This window comes from Microbacterium sp. CPCC 204701 (assembly GCF_004010105.1).
Taxonomy (GTDB): Bacteria; Actinomycetota; Actinomycetes; order Actinomycetales; family Microbacteriaceae; genus Microbacterium.
Genome location: NZ_RRYE01000021.1, coordinates 1 through 21,723 on the forward strand (window position 1 = coordinate 1; position 21,723 = coordinate 21,723).

Annotated in this window: 23 protein-coding genes, 1 tRNA gene, 1 other RNA gene and 1 pseudogene; 16 read left to right on the top strand and 10 right to left on the bottom strand. The window is 69.7% G+C overall.

The genetic code is table 11. The annotated features are described in order from the left end of the window. The 3 genes and pseudogenes from EIO58_RS03345 to smpB all read left to right on the top strand — a co-directional run. Positions 1–329 (top strand): annotated as a pseudogene (locus EIO58_RS03345) (cell division ATP-binding protein FtsE); the annotation flags it as partial. After that, entirely contained in the window at positions 326–1,240 is a 915-nt protein-coding gene (ftsX, locus tag EIO58_RS03350) for a permease-like cell division protein FtsX (protein WP_127818278.1), read from the top strand. The pseudogene EIO58_RS03345 and the gene ftsX, both read left to right, overlap by 4 nt. A gap of 77 nt (positions 1,241–1,317) precedes the next feature. Next, the gene (gene smpB, locus EIO58_RS03355) at positions 1,318–1,794 is read left to right on the top strand and encodes an SsrA-binding protein SmpB (protein ID WP_127818279.1); all 477 of its coding nucleotides are present in this window, start codon (positions 1,318–1,320) and stop codon (positions 1,792–1,794) included. A gap of 131 nt (positions 1,795–1,925) precedes the next feature. On the opposite strand, the gene EIO58_RS03360 is transcribed toward smpB, so the two are convergent. Beyond that, positions 1,926–2,597, bottom strand: coding sequence for an SIMPL domain-containing protein (locus EIO58_RS03360; protein WP_127818280.1), 672 nt, complete (start codon positions 2,595–2,597; stop codon positions 1,926–1,928). A gap of 176 nt (positions 2,598–2,773) precedes the next feature. On the opposite strand from EIO58_RS03360, the gene EIO58_RS03365 reads away from it, so the two are divergent. From EIO58_RS03365 to EIO58_RS03380, 4 genes are all read left to right on the top strand, one after another. Next, positions 2,774–6,253 carry a phosphodiester glycosidase family protein gene (locus EIO58_RS03365; RefSeq protein WP_127818281.1) on the top strand — a complete coding sequence of 1,160 codons (3,480 nt, stop codon included), beginning with the start codon at positions 2,774–2,776 and terminating at the stop codon, positions 6,251–6,253. Between the two features lie 181 nt (positions 6,254–6,434). After that, positions 6,435–6,805: a transfer-messenger RNA gene (ssrA, locus tag EIO58_RS03370) on the top strand. A gap of 245 nt (positions 6,806–7,050) precedes the next feature. Beyond that, positions 7,051–7,278 (top strand): hypothetical protein, encoded by a 228-nt coding sequence (locus EIO58_RS03375; protein ID WP_127818282.1) that lies wholly within the window; start codon positions 7,051–7,053, stop codon positions 7,276–7,278. Between the two features lie 169 nt (positions 7,279–7,447). Then, on the top strand, positions 7,448–7,939 hold the full coding sequence (locus EIO58_RS03380) for a nitroreductase/quinone reductase family protein (RefSeq protein WP_127818283.1): 492 nt from the start codon (positions 7,448–7,450) through the stop codon (positions 7,937–7,939). 140 nt (positions 7,940–8,079) lie between these two features. Here the strand turns inward: EIO58_RS03380 and EIO58_RS03385 are convergent, their stop codons facing one another. The 7 genes from EIO58_RS03385 to EIO58_RS03410 all read right to left on the bottom strand — a co-directional run bounded on the left by EIO58_RS03385 (position 8,080) and on the right by EIO58_RS03410 (position 12,817). Next, positions 8,080–8,655 (bottom strand): NUDIX hydrolase, encoded by a 576-nt coding sequence (locus tag EIO58_RS03385; RefSeq protein ID WP_240658545.1) that lies wholly within the window; start codon positions 8,653–8,655, stop codon positions 8,080–8,082. Positions 8,656–8,772: 117 nt separating this feature from the next. Beyond that, positions 8,773–8,970, bottom strand: coding sequence for a hypothetical protein (locus tag EIO58_RS03390; RefSeq protein WP_127818285.1), 198 nt, complete (start codon positions 8,968–8,970; stop codon positions 8,773–8,775). 38 nt (positions 8,971–9,008) lie between these two features. Further along, entirely contained in the window at positions 9,009–9,167 is a 159-nt protein-coding gene (locus EIO58_RS18640) for a hypothetical protein (protein WP_164861514.1), read from the bottom strand. A gap of 258 nt (positions 9,168–9,425) precedes the next feature. Continuing rightward, positions 9,426–10,796, bottom strand: coding sequence for a flavin monoamine oxidase family protein (locus EIO58_RS03395; protein ID WP_127818286.1), 1,371 nt, complete (start codon positions 10,794–10,796; stop codon positions 9,426–9,428). Positions 10,797–10,806: 10 nt separating this feature from the next. Next, positions 10,807–11,346: a YaeQ family protein gene (locus EIO58_RS03400; RefSeq protein ID WP_127818287.1), complete on the bottom strand. Its 540-nt coding sequence runs from the start codon at positions 11,344–11,346 to the stop codon at positions 10,807–10,809. A gap of 28 nt (positions 11,347–11,374) precedes the next feature. Next, a complete protein-coding gene (locus EIO58_RS03405) occupies positions 11,375–11,953 on the bottom strand; it encodes a hypothetical protein (RefSeq protein ID WP_127818288.1) in 579 nt (192 codons plus the stop codon). A 36-nt stretch (positions 11,954–11,989) separates the two neighbouring features. Further along, a complete protein-coding gene (locus tag EIO58_RS03410; RefSeq protein ID WP_127818289.1) occupies positions 11,990–12,817 on the bottom strand; it encodes an inositol monophosphatase family protein in 828 nt (275 codons plus the stop codon). A gap of 95 nt (positions 12,818–12,912) precedes the next feature. Here EIO58_RS03410 and EIO58_RS03415 point away from each other — a divergent pair. The 5 genes from EIO58_RS03415 to EIO58_RS03435 all read left to right on the top strand — a co-directional run bounded on the left by EIO58_RS03415 (position 12,913) and on the right by EIO58_RS03435 (position 16,172). Then, a tRNA-Lys gene (locus EIO58_RS03415) sits at positions 12,913–12,988 on the top strand. Between the two features lie 202 nt (positions 12,989–13,190). Beyond that, on the top strand, positions 13,191–13,796 hold the full coding sequence (locus tag EIO58_RS03420) for a class I adenylate-forming enzyme family protein (RefSeq protein WP_240658546.1): 606 nt from the start codon (positions 13,191–13,193) through the stop codon (positions 13,794–13,796). Next, the gene (locus tag EIO58_RS03425; RefSeq protein ID WP_127818291.1) at positions 13,793–14,488 is read left to right on the top strand and encodes a TetR/AcrR family transcriptional regulator; all 696 of its coding nucleotides are present in this window, start codon (positions 13,793–13,795) and stop codon (positions 14,486–14,488) included. The genes EIO58_RS03420 and EIO58_RS03425 overlap by 4 nt, the downstream gene beginning before the upstream one ends. Further along, positions 14,485–15,237, top strand: coding sequence for a 3-hydroxybutyrate dehydrogenase (locus EIO58_RS03430; RefSeq protein WP_127818292.1), 753 nt, complete (start codon positions 14,485–14,487; stop codon positions 15,235–15,237). Before EIO58_RS03425 ends, EIO58_RS03430 begins: the two co-directional genes overlap by 4 nt. Continuing rightward, entirely contained in the window at positions 15,234–16,172 is a 939-nt protein-coding gene (locus EIO58_RS03435) for an alpha/beta hydrolase (protein ID WP_127818293.1), read from the top strand. The genes EIO58_RS03430 and EIO58_RS03435 overlap by 4 nt, the downstream gene beginning before the upstream one ends. A 108-nt stretch (positions 16,173–16,280) precedes the next feature. Here EIO58_RS03435 and EIO58_RS03440 read toward each other — a convergent pair whose 3' ends face one another. Next, a complete protein-coding gene (locus EIO58_RS03440; protein ID WP_127818294.1) occupies positions 16,281–17,075 on the bottom strand; it encodes an IclR family transcriptional regulator in 795 nt (264 codons plus the stop codon). A 104-nt stretch (positions 17,076–17,179) separates the two neighbouring features. Between EIO58_RS03440 and EIO58_RS03445 the strand changes: the two genes are divergently transcribed. The 3 genes from EIO58_RS03445 to EIO58_RS03455 are packed head-to-tail and all read left to right on the top strand — an operon-like array spanning position 17,180 to position 19,834. Beyond that, on the top strand, positions 17,180–17,998 hold the full coding sequence (locus EIO58_RS03445) for a CoA transferase subunit A (protein ID WP_127818295.1): 819 nt from the start codon (positions 17,180–17,182) through the stop codon (positions 17,996–17,998). Between the two features lies 1 nt (position 17,999). Then, a complete protein-coding gene (locus tag EIO58_RS03450; protein WP_205789106.1) occupies positions 18,000–18,653 on the top strand; it encodes a CoA transferase subunit B in 654 nt (217 codons plus the stop codon). Beyond that, complete coding sequence (locus tag EIO58_RS03455; protein ID WP_127818296.1) at positions 18,650–19,834, top strand: acetyl-CoA C-acetyltransferase; 1,185 nt, start codon at positions 18,650–18,652, stop codon at positions 19,832–19,834. The genes EIO58_RS03450 and EIO58_RS03455 overlap by 4 nt, the downstream gene beginning before the upstream one ends. An 18-nt stretch (positions 19,835–19,852) precedes the next feature. Here EIO58_RS03455 and EIO58_RS03460 read toward each other — a convergent pair whose 3' ends face one another. After that, positions 19,853–20,107, bottom strand: coding sequence for a hypothetical protein (locus tag EIO58_RS03460; protein ID WP_127818297.1), 255 nt, complete (start codon positions 20,105–20,107; stop codon positions 19,853–19,855). 134 nt (positions 20,108–20,241) lie between these two features. On the opposite strand from EIO58_RS03460, the gene EIO58_RS03465 reads away from it, so the two are divergent. Then, the gene (locus EIO58_RS03465; RefSeq protein ID WP_240658547.1) at positions 20,242–21,687 is read left to right on the top strand and encodes an alpha,alpha-trehalose-phosphate synthase (UDP-forming); all 1,446 of its coding nucleotides are present in this window, start codon (positions 20,242–20,244) and stop codon (positions 21,685–21,687) included. The last annotated feature ends 36 nt before the right edge of the window (positions 21,688–21,723 follow it).

The following is a 21,723-nucleotide window of genomic DNA, read 5'->3' on the forward strand; positions in this document are numbered from 1 at the left end:
CGGCCGAGCCCGAGACCGCAGACACGGCAGCGGCGTCCACCGCCGAGCCGGAAGCGACGCCGCAGGCCGCGCCTCACGAGACGTCGACGGATGCCGCACCCGCGTCGCCGCCGGCACCCTCGGCGTCCGCAGCACCCGCTCCGGCCGACCCGCGGGCCGAGTCCCCGCCATTGGTCCGGCACGAGGAGCCGGCGCCGGCACCGACGCATCAGACGAGTCCGGTCCCGGTCGTCGACGCGCTCGAACTCGATGTCGCCGAGCTGGGACTGGCCGACAGGCTCGGCCTCGGCGAGACCGAACCGGACGATGAAGTGGGGCCGACGTCATGAGGTTCGCGCTCATCATGTCGGAGGCCTTCACCGGCCTCCGCCGCAACATCTCGATGGTCGTATCGGTCGTGCTCGTGACGTTCGTGTCGCTGACGTTCGTCGGCGCGGCGATGCTCATGCAGATGCAGATCGGCACCATGCGCGACTTCTGGGTCGAGCGGGCTCAGGTCGCGGTGTTCATGTGCACGTCCATCTCGACCGCCGCGACCTGCGCCAACGGCGAGGCGGCGCCCGAGCAGGTGGAGGAGGTGCGCGTCAAACTCGCAGGCGAGGCGCTGGGTCCTCACATCCGCGAGGTCGTGTTCCTCGATCACGAGGCGGCGTACCGCGAGCTGCTCGAACTGGCGGGGGAGGAGAACGCCAGCGTGATCACCCCCGACCAGCTGAACGAGACTTTCCGCATCACCCTGGTCGACCCGTCGCAGTCCGAGGTCATCATCGAGGCCTTCCGGGGCATGACCGGAGTCGAGGCGGTCGAAGACCAGATGCAGTACCTCGAGCCGCTGTTCTCGGCACTCACGATCGCCACGTATATCGCCGTCGGCATCGCGGTGCTCATGTTGATCGCGGCGGTGCTCCTGATCGCGACCACGATCCGGCTGTCGGCGTTCGCGCGACGCCGCGAACTCGGCATCATGCGCCTGGTGGGGGCATCCAACCGCTTCATCCAGACACCGTTCATCCTCGAGGGCGTCTTCGCGGCGCTTCTCGGGTCGCTGCTCGCGAGCGCCGCCGTGCTCTCCGGCGTGTTCTTCGGCGTCGACCGGTACCTGCGCAACCGCGTCGAGTTCGTGACGACCTGGGTCGACCTCGGCGACGCCTGGCTCGTGGTGCCGGTGCTGATCCTCGTCGGGGTGCTGCTCGCGGCGCTGTCGGCGGGCTTCGCCATCCGCCGCTGGCTCCGGGCGTGACGCGCGCCGTCGCCGCGCGCGTCGCGGGGTAGACTGACAGGCTGCCGTGCGCCCGCGCGGTATCCGAAGGAGACACCATGCCCAGGGAACGCGGTGAGAAGGTCGTCGCGACCAATCGTCGCGCGCGCCACGAGTACGCGATCGAGAAGACCTACGAGGCGGGTCTCGTGCTGACCGGCACCGAGGTGAAGTCATTGCGCGAGGGCCGCGCCAATCTCACCGATGGGTACGCGTACATCGACGGCGGCGAGGCGTTCCTCGACGCGGTGCACATCCCCGAGTACTCGCAGGGGCACTGGACGAACCACTCGGCCAAGCGCACCCGCAAGCTGCTGCTGCACAAGGACGAGATCATCAAGCTCTCGCACGCGGTCTCGGCGGGCGGATACACGCTCGTTCCGTTGAAGCTCTACTTCTCGGACGGCCGGGCGAAGGTCGAGATCGCGGTGGCCAAGGGCAAGCGCGAGTTCGAGAAGCGTCAGACGATCCGCGAGCGCGAAGACAAGCGCGAGGCGGAGCGTGCGATGCGCAGCCGCAACCGCCTGGGCGAGTAGCCGCTCTCACGGACTCCGCAGTTTCGAGCGAACCTCGCAGGTTTGGCGGCGATAGCTGCGAGGTTCGTGCGGAACTGCGAAGTCTGTGACACTCCGGCTCGTCGACGGGGGACGGATGCCGCAGCGCGGCGTCAGCGGGCCACGAAGCGGGCTTCGACCGCGGCCGACACGACGATGTCTTCGGGCTGCAGTTGGACGGGCGGTGCGGAAGGGCCCGCGTCCGCGGCGAAGGCGGCCCGCGCCATCAAGCGCGGCGAACCCGCTTCGGGCCGATCCTGGCGTGAGAGCAGGCCGACGTCGGCGATCTCGAGCGGCGCGACCTTCTCGAGGCCGAGCGCCGCAGCGTAGGCGTCGGCGCGCGTCATGGCGACCCGTACCGCCTCGGTCGCGACCTCCCTCTCAACCGCCGCCCTCGTCTCAGGAGTGAGCTGCCAGTCGATCCACCCGAACTGCACACCGTCGCGCTCGGCAACCTCACCCGCCCACCATGACAGAACCGCGAAGTCGGTGAAGGTGGCGGTCACGTCGACCGACGCGTAGTGCACCGGCGCGAGGCGCTTGCCGTCCTGGTTCCAGGGCCGCTCCGACCACACAGAGACCCGCTGGCTCGACCACTCGACGACGGTGCCGGCGGTCTTGCGCGAGATCAGGTCGTCGCGCACTGGCTCGGTGAGCGACGCCATGCGCTCGACCACGGCGCCGCGCTCGGGCACTTCGGCCCGGATCGTGAGGTGCGCGACAGCGCGCTCCGGGGCGATGCGGGTCTCGTGCTCTCCGCGGACGGTGATGACGACATCGCTCATGACGCCGACTCTACGTGACGGCCGCGCGTGAGGGAGGGGCGGCGCGTCCGATGACCGCCACCTGATCTCGTGCCGTTGGGCGCGTGTTCACCGAGGTCGACGGTTCTGTTCAACCGATGTCGATTGCGTGGGTCACCGCGGTCCGACTGCGACCGCGCTCCGACGAAAGGCCTTCGATGCAAGCCCTCCCCACGCGCAGCGAGGACGGCGTCACCCGCCGTCTCCTGCTTCCCGGAATCGCGTTCGCCGCCGCCCTCGCGCTGGCGGGATCCACCTTCGGTCCAGCCGCCGAGCGCGCGGCCGCCGCGGTACCGGTCGCAGCCGTTCCGTCTGATTCCCTCTCCGAGCACGCGGGCACGGTCGACGGCATGGTGCTCGACGCCCGTGGCGAGATGATCGTGAACAACCTGGAGCGCACCCAGATCGCGCCCGGGCTCGTCCACTACGAGTACGAGCGTCTCAGCGGCGAAGGACGTCAGCCCGTCAACATCCTCAAGGCAGAGCTCGGTGACGAGACCGTCCGGCTCAAGTACCTGACGCCCGACACGATCAGCGGCGACGGTGCCACGGTCACCGAGCTGACCGATGACGCGGGCGCCGTCGGCGGCGTGAACCTGCAGTTCTTCGACATCAACAACAGCAACGCCTCGGGCGGGTGGGGGATCACCGACGGCGAACTCGTCAAATCGGGCGACCCCGGCGCCGACAAGGCGATCGCGGCCGGCGCAGACGGCCTCGCCAGGCTCGTGAGCCTCACCCTCCAGGGATCGGCAGCGTTCGACGGCGGCGCGACGGTTCCGATCTCGCGCCTCAACACCGCCCACGCGAGCAGCGGTGAGGTCGTTCTCTACAACGCCGCGTGGGGCGGGTTCGACCGAGGCTCGTTCCTCGGCACAGCTGCGGGCATCGAGGTGCGCGTCGGCGCCGATGGGACGGTCACGTCGGTGGGCGCCCCGGGTGAGGGGCAGCTCGCCGAGGGCGAGTCGGCTCTCATCGCGGCATCCGCGTCGGCCAACGGCGCGCTGCTCGCGCAGGCGACCGTGGGGCAGAAGGCGACGGTCACGTACGACTTCGACCGGTCGATGGGCGATCTGTCGGAGGCGGGCGGCATCTGGCACGAGCTGATCCGCCACGGCGAGCCGGTCCCGTTCGGCTCGGGCTCGCATTTCACCACACGCCACCCGCGCACGATGCTCGGCATCAGCCAGGACGGCAGGACCATCTACTACGTCGTCGTAGACGGGCGCAGCACGGGCGCGCTCGGCATGACGTTCGCGGAGCAGATCGCGCTGATGGGCGACCTGGGTGCGTATGACGCGGTCAGTGTCGACGGCGGCGGCTCTTCGCAGATGAACGTCCGCGAGCCGGGCGACACGGCGTCGACCGTGCAGAACTCGCCCTCCGACGGCATCGAGCGGCACGACGGCGACGGCATCGGCCTCGTGCTGGCGCAGCCCGGCTCCGGCCGTGCATCCGCCATCGCGGTGGAGCCGACCGTTGTCGCCGCCGACGCGAACCGCGTGTTCCCCGGCCTCCACCGAACGATGGATGCCGCGCCGTACGACGAGTCGGGCACCGCAGTCGCGGACGACGTCGCGTGGCACGCCAAGACCGGCCACGTCGGCGTCGAGACGGTCGACGGCGACACCGTCGTCGTCGAGGGGCGTCAGCCTGGCACCGCGACCCTGGTCGCTCGCGACAGGAACGCCCGCGGTCACCACGACATCCTCGTGCTGGACGACCTGCAGCGGGTCGAGTCATCGTCGTCGCTCGTCGCACTCGCAGGCGAAGGGGCGAGCTCCAAGCTCCTGCTGACCGGCGTCGACGAGAACGGCTTCACCGCGCCGATCGAGGCCGCCGATGTCACCGTGACGGGCAACGACGAGAGCCTCCTGAGCATCGAGCCCGATCCGAGCGGCACGTTCACCCTCGAAGCGCTCACGGCATCCGGCAGCCAGCAGGTCCACTTCGAGGTCGACGGCGAGACGGTCGACGTCGCGGTCACGGTCGGCCTCCAGGCCGTGAGCATCACGGATCTCTCGAACGCAGCCTCGTGGACCAGCGCGAACGACCGTGCCGCGGGCGGCACCGTGTCGGCATCCACCGACGATACGGGCGCGCCCGCCGTTCGGGTGACGTACGACTTCACTCGGTCGACGGCGACCCGCGGCCAGTACGCGGTCGCGCCCGGATCGTCGCTTCCCGTCCCCGGGCAGCCGCAGAAGCTCCGCCTGCGCGTGAACGGCGACGGCAACGGGGCCTGGCTGCGCGTCCAGGTGCAGAACGGAGACCGCGCCACCACGAATCTCGACGGCCCGACGATCGATTGGACGGGCTGGAGGACGATCGAGATCCCGGTTCCCGCCGGCTTCGAGTATCCGATCACGATGAACCGGGTCCGATTCCTCGAGACCGCCGCCGCCAAGCAGTACACGGGCGAGGTCGCGTTCAGTCAGATCGAGGCCCTTGTGGCGCAGCCTGTCGAGCTGCCGGCGCTTCCCGTGCTGAAGGACGACGAGGTCGTACGCCCCGCGGGGACGACGGATGCCGCCCCTCAGCGCATCGCGATCGTCTCGGACGCCCAGTTCGTGGCCCGCGCTCCCGAGAGCGGGCAGGTCCAGGGCGTGAGGCAGGCGCTCGCCGAGATCGTCGCCGCGAAGCCGGACGCGATGTTCATCGTCGGCGACCTGGTCGACGAGGCGTCACCCGCGGACTTCGAGCTCGCCGCGCAGATTCTCGACGAGGGACTCGAGGATGCGGAGTTCCCCTGGTACTACGTGCCGGGCAACCACGAAATCATGGGCGGGTCGATCCAGAACTTCAGGGACGCGGCGCTCGGCGGCTTCGGCGGCGCGACGCACGGCCACGTCGACATCGCGGGCACGCGCTTCATCACGCTCAACACGGCGGATGGCACCCTCTGGCGCGACTTCGATCAGATGCAGATGCTGCGCGCGCAGCTCGACGGTGCGACGACCGACCCGTCGGTCACGGGCGTCGTGATCGTCCAGCACATGCCGATCGACGACCCGAACACGAACAAGGTCTCTCAGCTCGGCGATCGTCGTGACGCGGCCCTCGAGACGGAGTGGATCGAGGAGTTCCGCGAGCGATCGGGCAAGTCCATCGCGGTGGTCTCGGGGCACGTCGGCGACTTCCACGCGAAGACGGTCGACGGCATCCCGTATCTGATCAACGGCAACTCCGGTAAGGCGCCGACGCCGGCGGAGCAGGGAGCGTTCCTCGGCTGGACCATGCTGGGCATCGATCCGGCGGCGGGCGTGTGGAACACGCGCGGCCGTGAGGTCATCGACGACAATTCGGCGTGGTTCATGGCCGAGACCCGCGTGCGTGCGGTCTCCGTCACGCTCGACGACCTGGACGGACCCGTCGCCGCGGGCACGTCGGTGGCGCTCGAGGGAACGGTGCAGCAGAACGAGAGCGAGAGCGCACCGCTGGCGTGGCCCATGAGCGTCGCGGTCCGCGGGTCCGAAGGCGTGTTCGTGGGTGCAGCGGCAGACGCCCCGCGGAGTGCGGTGGCCGCGATCGACCCCGCGACGCTGACCCTGACCGCGCTGCGTGCCGGCTCGGGCAGCGTCACCGTGACCGTGTCGGGCCAGGAGGACACGGTGGAGTTCGAAGCCACGGCGCAGTGAGCCGAACGCGGGACGGTGACGCCGGGAACGGCATCACCGTCCCGCGTCTCATGCGGCCGGGAATGGCGAGGGCGCGGCATCCGTTGTATCCTGATGTGCTCGGATGCTTCGGCACCGAGTGTGACAACTCCACAGCGTGACAGCGGCCCTTCGCCAGAAGGAACACCTCGACAGAGGCCACGGGGATGATCGGTTTCGACATCGCCTGTGAATCTGCGTCAAGCGGGCCGAGGATGCAGGGTTATCTCGTGAACGCTCCCTGCAAAACAATAACTGCCGAAAAGAAGCAGTCCGAGTTCGTCCTCGCTGCCTGAGCAGCGAGCCCGACTCCGTCAATCCGTGACTGATCCCGTCACGGGCATTGGCGTCATTTAGGGATCTTGCTGCGTGACGACGCCTGAGCGTCACGCGGGACTCTTATCAGGCTGGGCTCGTCGACTTAGGTGTCTGTGACAAAGGTCGGAGCCGAGTAGAACGTCTGCACAGACTGCGCCCGGAGAAACCGCAGTTGCTCAGCGATGGACGGGGGTTCGATTCCCCCCATCTCCACGAATCGCTGTCACAGAAGAGAGGGCCCGAGAGCCGCGGAATTACGCGGATCTCGGGCCCTCTTGTTGGTTCGCGGTGCGGGCCAGTGAGTGCACGCGCCACCCACCGCGATCCCTACACGGTCGCTGCGTAGGCGCGACGCCGGTCCTCGCGAGCGCCTCGGTTCGGCTCTGGGCTCAACGCATGAGCGAGATGGTGGACACTCAGCGGCCGATGCCCGGCACACGGTTGCGGGGCTTTCGGCGGGCGTGATCCTCGTCGTCGGTGTCTTCCTCATCCCGACGGCGCTAAGCGTGATCTTCAACAGCTACTCTGCTCCAGACGCCGCCGCAGACGTTCGGATGGCGTTCGCCCAGGTCACCGGCGCCACCATCGCGATCATCACGGTGCTGGGCCTCCTGGCGCATCGCATTGTTCGTCGAAGCCTTCGACCGACACGCGAACGCAGGCGGCCACCGAGACCACAGCTCACTTGACGGTCGTCGCTAGCGCGTTGGTTTCCGGTACGAACCTGTGCGCAGCCGGCTCCCGACCCCGGTGGGTGGCCGCGACACCGGTGGCCGTCGGCAGCGCCGGGGTGCGGGCGACGGTCCGCTTGCGTGAGCCCGTCGGTCTGGCAAGAGTGGGTGCTTGGCCGTTGTGCGCATGCTGTCCTACTTGCTGGCGCTTCTGGTGAGCGCCGCGCTTGTCGCTGTGGTCGGGTTCGTCGTGGGAGTGCGAACTCGGAACCGCCGTGTGCTGCGCTTCGCGCGTGCCATGCAGCGCGACATGGTGAACCCGGGAGCGTTGCGAGCGGCCGGCACCACCGGCTCGCCCTGGGCCATTGTGCGCGCACCCGGTCGGATCAGCGGCAAGACGTACGACACACCGGTCGGGGTGCAGCGCGTGGGCGACGAGTTGTACATCTCCCTTCCCTACGGTGAGGGTGCTCAGTGGGTTCGCAACGTCCGCGCTGCCGGCGGTGCGACCGTAATCCACGACGACCACGAGATTGAGGCGACCGCGCCCGAGCTGGTTCCGATCGCCGGTACGCCGATGGCCGGCGTCGATCGCTTCGCCATCGCGATCTTCGGCATCACGCATGCGCTACGGCTGCGCGCGGGATCCTCGATGCCGGTCTCCGCTCGTGAGGCCTAGCCGCGCGGCGACCCCGGCGCGCAGGTGAAGAGCACTCACAAGCCGATCCGAAACCGCGAAGCTCCCGGAGGCGGGTAGGTGTCCGGCGGTGCCGACACCTGGCTGAGCCACGCCACCTCCGCGGCGGTGATCGACGGCCGCTAGTTGTCAACGGCGCTGAGGGAACCTCGATCGGCATCCTCGGAGCCGACCGGAAGCTGATCGCTCAGCGCCACGGATCCGAGGCGTGGCAGTTCTCCCCGGGCTGCCGCTACGGCTCGGGCGACGATGAGCGGTGGGTCCACGATGGTCCCCTGAGCGATCAAGTGATCGAGCTTCGTCAGCGGGACCCGTGCGAGGCTCACCTGCTCGGCGGCGTCCGTTGTATCGGCCTCGCCGAGCCGGTGCCCTTGCGTGGAGATGAAGAGGTGCGTCGGCCAGGCGGCTCGTCCGGGATTCATGAAGAAAGTGTGGAGCGGTCGGAGCTCCTCGGGCACCACACCCAGCTCTTCTTCGAGCTCACGCCGCGCAGCGATGATCGGCTCTTCGTCGCTCTGGCCTGCGCCGCCGGGCAAGTCGAAGATCCAGCGGTTCAGGGGGTATCTGTACTGACGACTCAGGAGCACATCATCGCCGTCGATGACGAGGGTCGCGACGGAGAATGGGAAACTCTCGTCGACCACGTAGTTCGCACGGGAGCCATCCGGCAGCAGGACCTCATGGTCGACCAGCTTCACGCGACCATGATGAACCGTTGTCCGCGCGAGAGTGCTCCATCGCGACTCCTCAGGGTCAGCCATCCCTCCACTCTAGGATCGGCTCAGATCCAAGCCCTCGCCATCGCGTGGACGGGATCAGAGGCGCCTCACATAGACCGTGACTCCGTCGTCATCCTCGACGTCGAGCCGGTACTCCTCGCCGTGGAACCACGCCTCCGTGGGGATGGAGCCGTCTGACTCGCGGCCCCGCTGCTCCTCGCCGACGGTGAACCGGCTACGGCCTCCCTCGCTCACCACATCGAACCGTGCGGTGTGAAGGTCGGCGCGTTCCATGAGGTCGAGGTTACCGTCGTCCACGTACCGCCGCGCGGCTAGAGCTTGCGGCTGCGATTTCTGACGAAGCCGAAGATCAGGGTGCCGACGAACAGGATGATCCCGATGATCGCCAGCCACAGCAGTCCCTCGATGGCGAAGCCCACCACAGAGAGCACTGCCCAAACGACCAGCAGGATGACGAGGACGGTCCACATGCTCACACGGTACGCTTCACGTCTTCAGGCGTCAGAGGGGATTGACATCGGCGACACCGCCGTGCACCGAGTGGTTCGCGCGGGCCCGCCTGTCAGGGGCGGCGGCGGAAAAATCGACGCCGATGCTCGTGCTGACCCGGGTGCGCGTCACCACCTACATCGGACCGTCGGCATCGTCTACAACATCCTCCTGGCCGGACGGGAGGGCAGGGTGTCGCTCGAGTGGGCCAACCGGGCCCTCCACGTCGCGTTCTCGTTCTATGCCGCCGCGCCTCCCGCGGCCGCACTCCACGTCGTCTCGATCGGGATTCCTCGTCCGAGCACGTTCTCGGCCGCGCGGTGCCCCGACAGCAGGGCAGCGGGGACGGTGGCGGGGTCATCCGTCCAGGTCGCCTCGCCCGCGAGATGGAGCACGCCGCCGACGGGGCTGGCGAGATCGTCATGGTCTCGCGTCGTCGAGCCGACCGTCATGTAGGCGTACGAGCCGCGCGAGTAGGGGTCGTCCTGCCAGTCGGTGACGTGCACGTGGCTGGGGCGCTCGACCCGGTCGCCGTAGAGCCGGTGCAGCTGCGCGAGCACCGACTCGACGATCTGCTCCTCGCTCCAGTCGCGCGTTCCGGCCGCCGCAGGCCCCGCGGCGAACGTCAGCAGCGTCGGCGTGCCGTGCAGGGGAGTGAGGTCGTACCAGGAGTGCCACCAGCGACTCCCGGCGCCCTGCTGCCGGATCGCGTACACACCGTCGTCCCAGAACCTTGCCGGAAACCGCAGGAAGACCTTCTCGAACGCGTTCATCCGCAGGCGGCCGAGGGCGCCGGCCTGGGGTTGCGGCAGCGGAGGCTCAATCGTGAAGTGCTCGGACTGCAGCACTCCGACCGGCACGGTCACGACCGCGTCGCCGGCGGCGAACCGCCCCCGGTCGGTCGTCACGACCACCCCGTCGGTCGACCACAGGACATGCGAGACGACGTGGGTGAGGCGGATGTCGAGACCCTCGGCGAGGCGGCGGGGGAGGTGGTCGTACCCGTCGGGGAACACGACCTCGTCGCCGTCGATGACGTCGTCGTCGAGGCCGTGGGCGGCGAGGTCCTCGATCCAGGCGCCGTACTGCTCCTCCGACCTGTGCTCGAGGAACTCGCGCACCCGTTCGACACGTTCCTGGTCCCACCGCTGCGCGGCCAGTGCGATCTCGGTGACATCGCGGTACGAGGCATCCGGCGCGGAATCGGCGATCACGTCGGCGAGCGTGTCGTCGACGACGCGGATGTCGTCCGCGAAGCGCCGGGCCGCGGCATCCGTCAGCCGCCGTCCGTCCGGCGCGTAGTAGGCGATCGGCCGGCTGTCGGGCTGGTACCCGCCGACGGTGAACTCGACGGCCCGCATGCCGAATGCCTCCGCCGCGGCGGCGACCGGCGACCCGGTGATCCCGTGGATCCACGAGGCGCCGAGGTCGGTGGCGAGCCCGAACCGGCGGTCGGTGACGACACGGCCCCCCACGCGATCGCGCGCCTCGAGCACGACCACGCGTCTGCCCACCTGCGAGAGGAGCCTGGCGGCCGTCAGCCCGGCCACTCCCGCGCCGACCACGATCGTGTCGAAGCGCTGCTGCTGTGCGTCCAGGTCTGCCGGCATGACCGCGGGCTCAGCCGATTCCGTGCGCATGGATGTCGGACTCCAGCGTCGCGCCGGCGACATCGAGGTAGATGCGGCGCTCGGTGACCGAGAGTGTCAGCGCGTTGCGGCGGTCGAGGCGCGCGACCGCCGCGTCGACGAACCCCGGGTCGAAGCTGTACAGCACGACGTCATCCGCTCGGTGGATCCGCTTGCCTGCCCACGGCGCGGCGACCTTCGCCGGGTCGCGGTGGGTGTACACCACGGTGCGATCGGCCTGCATGCTGCCGGCGTGCAGACGCGCGGCATCCGGGGCGCCCACCTCGATCCACGCGGTGAGGCGGCCGGTGGCGTCCTTGACGAGCACGGCAGGCTCGTCGGTCGCCGAGATGCCCTCGCTGAATGCGATGCCCTCGGTGTGCTCCAGGCAGTACGCGAGCACGCGCGTGAACATGAAGGCGCCGGTCTCGGATGCGTGGCGCGCGACGCGCAGCGACAGGTCCTCGTAGACGCCGCGGTCGATGTCGGCCAGCTGCACCTGGAAGGTGTGGATGGTCGCGCCGATCGCCATCGTCGAAGTCCGCCTCAGTCTCGCGCGCTCAGCTCGCCGGCCACTCGATGAGCAGGATGCCCTGCTTCGTGTCGGAGAACTTCACGGTCCCGTCGCTGAACAGGTACGTCATGCCATAGCCGTTCTCGTCGGCCGCGATGGCCGTCTCGGGGCTCTCCGTGATGTAGACGCCTTCCGGCGCCTCTTCGCGAAGCCACCCCTGCGCCACGAGCTCCTCCTGTACCGCAGTGGCGTCCGCCTCGGAGATCTCGGCCCAGCCGAACATCTGACCGTGGTCGCCGGCCGCGCTTTCGAAGTCGGTCCACACGCAGTACAGGCCGCCCTCGACTTCGAAGCTGCCGATGTAGAACGGCTGCTCGCGCACGGTCCAGCCGACACTCTCGAAGTTCGCGACGACCGTCTGGCCGACGAGCGCCTCGCACGTCGGATCCTCCGAAGAGGCGGGCTCGGGCTCGGGGGTCGGCGTCGACTCGGGGGCCGCCGGCGCGGGAGTCGTGGCGTTCGTCGTCGGCGCGGGATCGGGTGGGCCGGATGACGCGCACGCGGTCATCGCGAATGCGCCGAGCATGAGGACGACGGCGGCGCCGAGGGTGCGGGGGGAGGGCATGGGCGAGACTCCGGTGGGGAAGGGCAGCGGGACGATTCAGTCGGAATTGAGAAGCTGGAGGAAGGCGTCGTGAAGCAGGCGGTTCGTCGCCAGGGACGAGCGCTCCGACAGTGAGTCGCGGCCGTCGAACGACGTGAAGCGGCCGCCTGCCTCGGTGACGATCGGCACGAGTGCGGCGATGTCATACTCCCTGACGCCGAACTCGGCCACGAACTCGAGGCGCCCTTCGGCCAGCAGCATGTACGGCCACGCGTCGCCGTAGCCGCGGTCGCGCCAGACCGACGACGTCAGGCGCTCCAGCGCGTCGAGCTGCCCGGCCTCGCGCCATTGCGCGACGCTCTGAAAGCTCACGCTCGACTGCGCGATCGAGTCGACCGACGACACAGCGAGCCGCTTCGGCTCGCCCGACGGCGTGTTCGTCCACGCGCCGAGGCCGGTCGCGGCCCACCACCGTCGCCCGATGGCGGGCTGGCTCGCGACGCCGACCCGCGGGATCCCGTCGATCGCCAGCGCGATCAGCGTGGTCCACATCGGGATGCCCTTGAGATAGTTGGCGGTGCCGTCGATCGGGTCGATGATCCACTGCCGTGACGAGTCGCCGCTGATGCCGTATTCCTCCCCGAAGACGCTGTCGCCGGGGCGCTCGGCTTCGAGGACGGCCCGGATCGCCCGCTCGGTCGCGAGATCGGCCTCGGTCACGTGCGTGGTGTCGGCCTTCGTGCGGATGTCGAGATCGGCCGCGTCGAAGCGGGACATGGATGCCGCGTCCGCCGCGTCGGCGAGGCGGAGAGCCAGGTCGAGTTCGGCCTCGAGATCCCCCTCGAACGGCGCGTCGAACGTCGGGATGGGGAGGGCGGCGGTCACGTCATCAAGGATAGCCGCGCGGCTTCCCACGTCGATTTCATGAGACGCGATCGTGATGGTAATGTTGATCCTCGGTTCGCCTCGTCGCGCGCCATGCACCTCTAGCTCAATCGGCAGAGCAACTGACTCTTAATCAGTGGGTTCTGGGTTCGAGTCCCAGGGGGTGCACCAACGAAGAGGGCGGCCTGCGGGCCGCCCTCTTCTGCGTTGCGGCATCCGTCCGCCTGCGTCGCGATTCGGTAACGACGCCGCCGCGGCGCAAAACTCGACTTGACCCCGGCTCGTGCCTTTCCTAGGTTGCTAGAACCTGAATCGGATTTCAGCTTCCTGCTTCCGAGGCATCAGATTCCCTCCAATGGGGAAAGGCACGCACATGCGGGTTACGAAGGGCGGGGAGTCCACCGAGGGCGCAGGCCCTGCGGAGGTCGCCATCGGCATCGTCACGAGCGAGTCAGGCCCCGTCGCGAGCTACGGCAAGCAGTACCTCGACGCGTTCGAGTCATACCTCGACGACGACGCGGCGACCGCGCGGGCGATGCGCGGCGAATGGCTGCGCACCGGCGATGTGGTCGCGCGAAACGCCGCCGGCGTCTTGCGCATCGTCGACCGGCTGAAGGACATCTTCATCTCCGGCGGAGAGAACGTCGCGTCCGCCGAGGTCGAGCACGCCCTCACGCTGCACCCGCTCGTCGAGGCGGCGGCCGTGGTGGGCGTGCCCGATCCGGTCTGGGGCGAGGGGGGTGTCGCGTTCGTCGTGCCCGCGCGCGGCGCCGTGCTCTCGGGCGACGAGGTGCTTGCGCACGCGCGCCGCAACCTCGCGGCGTTCAAGGTGCCGGTGCGGGCGGAGTTCGTCGATGCGCTGCCGCGCTCGACGATCGAGAAGCTCGCCCCCTCGCGGCTGCGCGCACGAGCACGCTCGCTGATGGCCGCGGATCGCGCGGGGGAGCGAGACCGCACGACGGAGGGGATGCCGCGATGAGTCTTTCGGAGGAGCTCACCGACGATGCCGAGAACCTGGTGTCGCCGGCGACGGGACGGCCGCTCACCAAGCGTGGCGAGGCGACGCGCCGGCGCCTGCTCGAGGCGGCCGAGCTGGTGTTCGCCGAACAGGGGTACCACGAGGCATCCATCGTCAAGATCACCGAGCGCGCCGGCATCGGGCTCGGCACCTTCTACCTGTACTTCGACAGCAAGCAGTCGATCTTCGAAGCGCTGGTGCTCGACCTCAACCAACGCGTGCGCCGCTCGATGTCGGAGGCCATGTCCGGCGCGTCCACGCGGCTCGAGGCCGAGCGGGCCGGGTTCGCGGGGTTCTTCCGCTTCACCGCCGAGCATCCTGCGCTGTACCGCGTCGTGCGCGAAGCCGAGTTCGTCTCGCCGGAGGTGCTGCGGCTGCACTACACGCGCATCGTCGAAGGCTACGAGGCGGGGCTCCGGGCCGCGCAGGAGGCCGGCGACGTCGACCGCGCGCTCGACCCCGAGACGACGGCGTGGGCGCTCATGGGCACGGGCGAGCTGATCGGCATGCGGTTCCTGCTGTGGGAGCGCGACGCGGACGGCAGGCCCCCGGCGCAGCTGGATCCCGTGGTGTTCGCCGGCATGGCCCGGTTCATCGACAACGCGCTGGCCCCGCGAGCGGGCGTCGGCGACGACGAGGAGGAAGACGCATGACACACAGGGATCTCGAGGGCAGGCGCGCCCTCGTCACGGGCGGCGCCAGCGGCATCGGCCTCGCCTGCGCGCACGAGTTCGCCGAGCGCGGCGCGCACGTCATCATCGCCGACCTGAACGCGGATGCCGCGACGGATGCCGCGGCCGCGGTCGGCGGCGAGCCGTGGGTCGTCGACCTCTCCGACACCGCCGCGCTCGACGACCTGATCCTCGACGTCGACATCCTCGTGAACAGCGCCGGCATCCAGCGGATCTCGCCGATCCCCGAGTTCGACCCCGACGCGTTCCGGCTGCTCCTGCGGCTGATGCTCGAGTCGCCCTTCCTGCTCATTCGGGCGGCCCTTCCCGCGATGTACGAGCGCGGGTGGGGTCGGATCGTCAACATCTCGAGCGCGCACGGCCTGCGGGCGAGCGCGTTCAAGTCGGCGTACGTGTCGGCCAAGCACGGGCTGGAGGGACTCTCGAAGGTCACGGCGCTCGAGGGCGCGCCGCACGGCGTGACGAGCAACTGCATCAATCCCGCGTACGTGCGCACGCCCCTGGTCGAGAAGCAGATCGCCGACCAGGCGAAGGTGCACAGCATTCCCGAGAGCGAGGTCGTCGAGAAGATCATGCTCACCGAGACGGCGGTCAAGCGGCTCGTCGAGACCGAGGAGGTCGCCTCGCTCGCGGGGTGGCTCGTGTCGGACAAGGCGGGCATGGTCACCGGCGCCTCGTACACGATGGACGGCGGATGGACGGCCCGATGACCACCGACGCGACGCAGGTCACAGGCGGGCCGCGCCTCACCCACACGTACCGGACGATCGACGTGCCCGTCGAGGGCGGCGACCTGCGCGTCGCCGTGTGGGACCCGGAGCCCGCGATCGCCGATGCCGCCGACGTGCTGCTGATCCACGGCGTGACCTCGTCGCACCTCGCGTGGCCGTTCGTCGTCGACCGGCTGCCGGGCGTCCGGGCGATCGCTCCCGATCTGCGCGGACGCGGCGGCAGCAACGACCTCGCCGGCCCGGCCGGCATGGCTGCGCACGCCGCCGATGTCGCCGCCGCGCTCGACGCGCTCGGCATCGAGAAGACCGTCGTGGTGGGCCACTCGATGGGCGCGTTCGTCGCGGTCGTGTTCGCGCACCTCCACCGCGAGCGTGTGTCGCGCCTCGTACTCGTCGACGGCGGCCTGCCGCTCGACATCCCCGCCGGGCTCAGTACCGACGAGCTCGTCGCCGGCATCCTCGGACCCACGGCCGCGAGGCTGTCGATGAGGTTCGCCGACCCGGGGGAGTACCTGGAGTTCTGGCGGAGGCATCCCGCGTTCCAGTCCGACTGGACGCCCGAGCTCGAGCGCTACCTCGCGTACGACCTCGTCGACGACGGCGAAGGCGCGCTGCGTCCTGCGACGAGCTACGCCACGACCGCCGACGACACGCTCGACATGAACGCCGGCACGGCGCTGCCCGAGGCGCTGGCGGGACTGCGACACCCGGCCCGCATGCTGACGGTCCCGCGCGGGCTGCAGGACGAGCCGCCCGGACTGTACGCGCCCGAGCATCTGGAGCGCATGCTCTCGGCCACTGCTTCGGTCGTCCACGAGCGGGTCGACGGCTTCAACCACTACACGATCGTGTTGTCGCCGCTGGGCGGCGAAGCCGTCGCCGCCGTCGTCCGCGAGGAGCTGGCCCGCGCCTGATGCCGCGCGATCAGTCGAAGCCGCCGACCGTCGAGAACACAGGAGGAACGCGAGGCTGCTGCCACGCGGAGCGGCGCTACGCGGCCCTCCTCCTGTTTTCTCGACGTCTCAGCGGGTGGCGGCGATGCGGGTCGTCAACTGGTGGGCGTGCGCCAGGAGCGTGCGGCCCAGCTCGGGCAGCCGGTCGGGGCCGAACCGGAACTCGACGCCGGTCAGGCTCAGCGCCCACTGCGGATGCCCCTCACGCGTGAACACCGCCGCGCCGATGCCGTAGGAGCCCTCCACGATGAGTCCCGGGTTCACTGCGTAGCCGCGCTCCGTCGTCTCGCGCAGGCGCGTGCGCAGGCGCGCCTCGCCGTGCGCCGCGCCCCATTCGCGCGACAGCCCGGGGTGTCGTTCGAAGTATGTGTCCACATCGTGAGGCGGCAGGAACGCGAGGATCGCGAGCCCCGCCGACGCCACGCCGAGCGGGAACCGCACGCCCTCCGACAGTACGAAGGAGCGGATCGGGAAGCTGCCCTCTTCGCGCAGCAGGCACACCGTCTCGTCGCCGCGGCGCACCGAGAGGAACGCGCTCTCCTCGGTGCGCACGGCGAGCGAGCGCACGATGTCGCGCGCGATCGAGGTGATGTCGTAGCGGGATGCCGCGACGGTCCCCATCAGGTACAGCTCGGGCCCCGGCATCCACCGTCCGGTCTTCTCGTCCTGGTCGACCAGGCCCTCATGGCGCAGAGCGGACAGCAGCCTGTGGGCTGTCGGGCGGGTGAGGTCGGCGCGCTTCGAGAGGTCGGCGACCGTCATGCCGTCGGCGCCCGCCGATGTCACGAGCCGCAGCAGCTGGGCCGCGCGGGCGATCGACTGTGCGCCCGGCACGGTGGGCGGCGTCGCACGAAGTCTGTCCACGATGTGGACACTACGCCCCGCGATCTCCAGATGGCAAACGCGACCTCGCGCGGTCGGCGACGGGCGCATGAGGATGGACCCGATCGGCAACGAAGGAGTGGCACGTGATCGACAAGACCTGGGGCTCGGCGGCCGAGGCCGTCGCCGACATCCCCGATGGAGCGTCTCTCGCAGTGGGAGGTTTCGGCCTGTCCGGCAACCCCATCGCGCTCATCGAGGCGCTGCTCGCGCAGGGGACCGGCGACCTCAGCATCGTCAGCAACAACTGCGGCGTCGACGATTGGGGGCTCGGCATCCTGCTGAACGCGAAGCGCATCCGCAAGATGACGTCGTCGTACGTGGGCGAGAACAAGGAGTTCGAACGGCAGTTCCTCTCGGGCGAGCTCGAGCTCGAGCTGACACCGCAGGGGACGCTCGCCGAGAAGCTGCGCGCCGGCGGATCGGGCATCGCCGCGTTCTACACGCAGACGGGCGTCGGAACCCAGGTGGCCGAGGGCGGACTGCCCCGCAGGTACGACGGTCAGGGCGGCATCGCGGTCGCCTCGCCGGCGAAGGACGTGCGCACGTTCGGCGCGGGCGGCGCCGCGCGCGAGTACGTGCTCGAGGAGGCGATCGTGACCGACTTCGCGCTCGTGCACGCGCTGCGCGGCGACCGGCACGGCAACCTCGTCTTCAACAAGGCGGCGCGCAACTTCAACCCGCTCGCCGCGATGGCGGGCCGCGTGTGCATCGCCCAGGTGCAGGAGCTCGTCGAGCCGGGCGAGCTCGATCCCGACAGCATCCACCTACCCGGCATCTACGTGCACCGCATCGTGGAGGTCGGGTCCGACCTCGACAAGCGCATCGAGCGGCGCACGGTCACGGTCGCTCCGTCGACGGGCTCACGGACCGACGGCGCCCGCGAGATGTCGGAAGGAGCCTGACATGACGCTCACCCGCAACGAGATGGCGGCGCGGGCCGCTCGGGAGCTCGCCGACGGCGCGTACGTGAATCTGGGCATCGGGCTGCCGACGCTCGTGCCGAACTACGTTCCGGACGGCGTGACGGTCGTGCTGCAGTCCGAGAACGGGATCCTCGGCGTCGGGCCGTACCCGACCGAGGAGGACGTCGATCCCGACCTCATCAACGCCGGCAAAGAGACCGTGACGACCCTGCCCGGCGCGGCGTTCTTCGACTCGGCCATGAGTTTCGGCATGATCCGCGGCGGGAAGATCGACGCCGCGATCCTCGGCGCGATGCAGGTCTCGGCGACGGGAGATCTCGCGAACTGGATGATCCCCGGAAAGATGGTGAAGGGCCCGGGCGGCGCGATGGACCTCGTGCACGGGGCCGGCAAGGTCATCGTGCTCATGGAGCACGTCGCCAAGGACGGCAGCGCCAAGATCGTCGCCGAGTGCTCGCTGCCGCTCACCGGCAAGGGCGTCGTGGACCGCATCATCACCGACCTCGCCGTGATCGACGTCACCGAGCACGGGCTCGTGCTCGTCGAACTCGCACCGGGCGTTACCGTCGACGACGTGATCGATGCCACCGAACCGCCCCTCACCGTCGCGATCGAAGAGAGAATCGAAGCATGAACCACGACGACGTCGTCATCGTCGCCGCCGCGCGCACGCCGCAGGGGCGACTGAAGGGTCAGCTCGCGTCGCTGACCGCGGTTCAGCTCGGGAGCGCCGCGATCCTCGGTGCCCTCGAGAAAGGAAGCATCCCCGCGGACGCCGTCGACGCGGTGCTGGTCGGTCAGGTGCTGCCGGCCGGGTCGGGGCAGAATCCCGCGCGCCAGGCCGCGGTGGGCGCCGGCATCCCGTGGGACGTCCACTCGGGCTCGATCAACAAGGTGTGCCTGTCGGGCCTGACCGCGGTCATCGACGGCGCCCGCATGATCGCCGTCGGCGACGCGAAGGTGGTGGTCGCCGCGGGCATGGAGTCGATGACGCGTGCACCGCACCTGCTCATGGGTTCGCGCGACGGCTGGGCGTACGGGTCGATCGAGGTGCTCGATCACATGGCGTACGACGGCCTCACCGACGCCTACGACCGCGAGAGCATGGGCGCGTCGACGGAGCGGCACAACGGCCGCCTCGAGATCACCCGCGAGGCACAGGATGCCGTGGCCGCACGGTCGCATCAGCGCGCTGCCGCCGCGCACGCGGAGGGTCTGTTCGACGCCGAGATCGTCCCGATCGAGATCCCGCAGCGCAAGGGCGACCCGCTCGTCGCGACCAAGGACGAAGGCGTGCGCCCCGAGACCACGGTCGAGACGCTCGCGCGCCTGCGGCCGGCGTTCGCCGAGGGCGGCTCCATCACCGCGGGCAACTCGTCGCAGATCTCGGACGGCGCCTCCGCCGTCGTGCTCACCAGCCGATCCCACGCCGACGCGAACGGCTGGCCGGTGCTCGCCGTCGTCGGCGCGTCCGGCCAGGTCGCGGGCCCCGACAACTCGCTGCACTCGCAGCCTGCACGCGCGATCGAGAAGGCGTGCCACAAGCAGAATGTCGCGGTGTCCGACCTCGACCTCGTCGAGATCAACGAGGCGTTCGGCGCGGTCGTGGCGCGCTCACAGGCCGAGCTCGGACTGTCGGACGACGTCGTCAATCCGCACGGCGGAGGCATCGCGATCGGGCACCCGATCGGGGCATCCGGAAACCGTCTCGTCGTCCACGCCGTGCACGAACTGGTGCGCCGCGGCAGCGGAACCGCCGCGGTGGCGCTGTGCGGCGGCGGCGGTCAGGGCGACGCGCTGATCCTCACGCGCTGAGGAATCCGGCTGAGGCGCTCAGCGCTCCAGCCGGCGCTTCACCAGCCTCTTCTCGCGGCCGTGCACGGGGGAGTCGTTCGCGATGAGGCCCCCGCGCGAAGCCTTGCGGACATCGACGACGGCACCCACCGCGAGGGCCAGCGAGATGCCCCAGCTGAGCCACGCCAGAGCCGTCCGCCACGTGAACGGCTCGTTCTCGCGCAGAGCCCGCAGCAGCGTCATTCCTCCGGTGAACGCCGTGATGATGCCGGTGCCGAAGAGGTACTTGCGCATGCGCCCACGTTAGCGCGGGCCCAGCGGGGCTCGCGCCCCTTGACATGGCGCCGATCACCCGTCAAGGGGCGTGGGGGCCGCGAGGCGCGCTGTTAGCCTGGGCCTGCCGAGTCCCCGCAACGTCAGGAGCCCGCGTGACAGAGCCCGAACACCTGGCTGAACTCGTGGTCGTCGCCAACCGCCTTCCCGTCGACCGCATCGTCGACGGCGAGGGTGAGCCGGGTTGGCGCCGGTCGCCGGGAGGTCTCGTGACGGCGCTCGAGCCGGTCATGCGCCGCGCGGACGGCGCCTGGGTCGGGTGGCCGGGGCAGCCCGACATCGACGTCGACCCGTTCGAGTTCGAGGGCACGTTCCTCGTCCCCGTGGTGCTCAGCTCCGACGAGGTCGAGAAGTACTACGAGGGCATGTCGAACGACACCTTCTGGCCGCTGTACCACGACGTGATCGCCGAGCCGCGGTATCGCCGCGTGTGGTGGGACTCGTACGTGAAGGTCAACCGCCGCTTCGCCGAGGCCACCGCCGCCGTCGCCGCGCACGGCGGCACCGTGTGGGTGCAGGACTACCAGCTGCAGCTCGTCCCACAGATGCTGCGCGACGCCCGGCCCGACCTCACCATCGGCTACTTCCATCACATCCCGTTCCCCGCATACGGGCTCTACTCGCAGCTGCCGTGGCGCCGGCAGGTGCTCGAGGGACTCCTCGGCGCGGACGTCATCGGGTTCCAGCGCGTGGCGGATGCCGGCAACTTCGCGCGTGCCGTGCGGCGCCAGCTGCGCTACGAGACCAAGGCGTCGGGCATCACCGTCCCCACCCCCGACGGGACGAACCGTCGCGCCCTCGCGAGGGCGTTCCCGATCTCGATCGATGCCTCGTCGTACATCGAGCTCGCGCGGCGGGACGACGTGCGGGCCCGCGCGCAGGAGATCCGGGAGAGTCTCGGCAACCCCCGGAAGATCCTCCTGGGGGTCGATCGCCTGGACTACACCAAGGGCATCCGTCACCGCATGAAGGCGTTCGGCGAGCTGCTGCAGGACGGCAAGATCTCGGTGGAGGACGTCACGCTCGTGCAGGTCGCAAGCCCCAGCCGCGAGCGCGTCGGCGCCTACATGCAGCTGCGCGATGAGATCGAGCTCACCGTCGGGCGCATCAACGGCGACTTCGACACGATGGACCACACCGCCATCCGCTACCTTCACCAGGCGTACCCCCGCGAAGAGATGGTGGCGCTCTTCCTCGCCGCGGACGTCATGCTCGTGACCGCGCTGCGCGACGGGATGAACCTCGTCGCGAAGGAGTACGTCGCCTCGCGGATCGACAATCGCGGCGTGCTCGTGCTCAGCGAGTTCGCGGGCGCCGCGGACGAGCTGCCCAGCGCCGTGCGCATCAACCCCCACGACATCGACGGCATGAAGGACGCCATCATGCGGGCGATCGACATGCCGGCTGCTGAGCAGGGCCGGCGCATGCGTGCGCTGCGCAGGAAAGTCATCGAGGCCGATGTCGCGCGCTGGTCGCAGTCGTTCCTCGACGCGCTCGAGGACGCGCGCCGGCTGCGCGGTCGCCAGGGGGCCCGCGCGTGAGCCAGGCGCTCGCCGCTGACGCGCGCTCGGCCGTCG

What these genes read in the sequence shown, in the direction of transcription:
- ftsX (WP_127818278.1), top strand. Translation starts at nt 326, where the DNA reads ATGAGGTTCGCGCTCATCATGTCGGAGGCCTTCACCGGCCTCCGCCGC.
- smpB (WP_127818279.1), top strand. Translation starts at nt 1,318, where the DNA reads ATGCCCAGGGAACGCGGTGAGAAGGTCGTCGCGACCAATCGTCGCGCG.
- EIO58_RS03360 (WP_127818280.1), bottom strand. Translation starts at nt 2,597, where the DNA reads ATGAGCGATGTCGTCATCACCGTCCGCGGAGAGCACGAGACCCGCATC.
- EIO58_RS03365 (WP_127818281.1), top strand. Translation starts at nt 2,774, where the DNA reads ATGCAAGCCCTCCCCACGCGCAGCGAGGACGGCGTCACCCGCCGTCTC.
- EIO58_RS03380 (WP_127818283.1), top strand. Translation starts at nt 7,448, where the DNA reads ATGCTGTCCTACTTGCTGGCGCTTCTGGTGAGCGCCGCGCTTGTCGCT.
- EIO58_RS03390 (WP_127818285.1), bottom strand. Translation starts at nt 8,970, where the DNA reads ATGGAACGCGCCGACCTTCACACCGCACGGTTCGATGTGGTGAGCGAG.
- EIO58_RS18640 (WP_164861514.1), bottom strand. Translation starts at nt 9,167, where the DNA reads ATGTGGACCGTCCTCGTCATCCTGCTGGTCGTTTGGGCAGTGCTCTCT.
- EIO58_RS03395 (WP_127818286.1), bottom strand. Translation starts at nt 10,796, where the DNA reads ATGCCGGCAGACCTGGACGCACAGCAGCAGCGCTTCGACACGATCGTG.
- EIO58_RS03400 (WP_127818287.1), bottom strand. Translation starts at nt 11,346, where the DNA reads ATGGCGATCGGCGCGACCATCCACACCTTCCAGGTGCAGCTGGCCGAC.
- EIO58_RS03405 (WP_127818288.1), bottom strand. Translation starts at nt 11,953, where the DNA reads ATGCCCTCCCCCCGCACCCTCGGCGCCGCCGTCGTCCTCATGCTCGGC.
- EIO58_RS03420 (WP_240658546.1), top strand. Translation starts at nt 13,191, where the DNA reads ATGCGGGTTACGAAGGGCGGGGAGTCCACCGAGGGCGCAGGCCCTGCG.
- EIO58_RS03425 (WP_127818291.1), top strand. Translation starts at nt 13,793, where the DNA reads ATGAGTCTTTCGGAGGAGCTCACCGACGATGCCGAGAACCTGGTGTCG.
- EIO58_RS03430 (WP_127818292.1), top strand. Translation starts at nt 14,485, where the DNA reads ATGACACACAGGGATCTCGAGGGCAGGCGCGCCCTCGTCACGGGCGGC.
- EIO58_RS03435 (WP_127818293.1), top strand. Translation starts at nt 15,234, where the DNA reads ATGACCACCGACGCGACGCAGGTCACAGGCGGGCCGCGCCTCACCCAC.
- EIO58_RS03450 (WP_205789106.1), top strand. Translation starts at nt 18,000, where the DNA reads ATGACGCTCACCCGCAACGAGATGGCGGCGCGGGCCGCTCGGGAGCTC.
- EIO58_RS03455 (WP_127818296.1), top strand. Translation starts at nt 18,650, where the DNA reads ATGAACCACGACGACGTCGTCATCGTCGCCGCCGCGCGCACGCCGCAG.
- EIO58_RS03460 (WP_127818297.1), bottom strand. Translation starts at nt 20,107, where the DNA reads ATGCGCAAGTACCTCTTCGGCACCGGCATCATCACGGCGTTCACCGGA.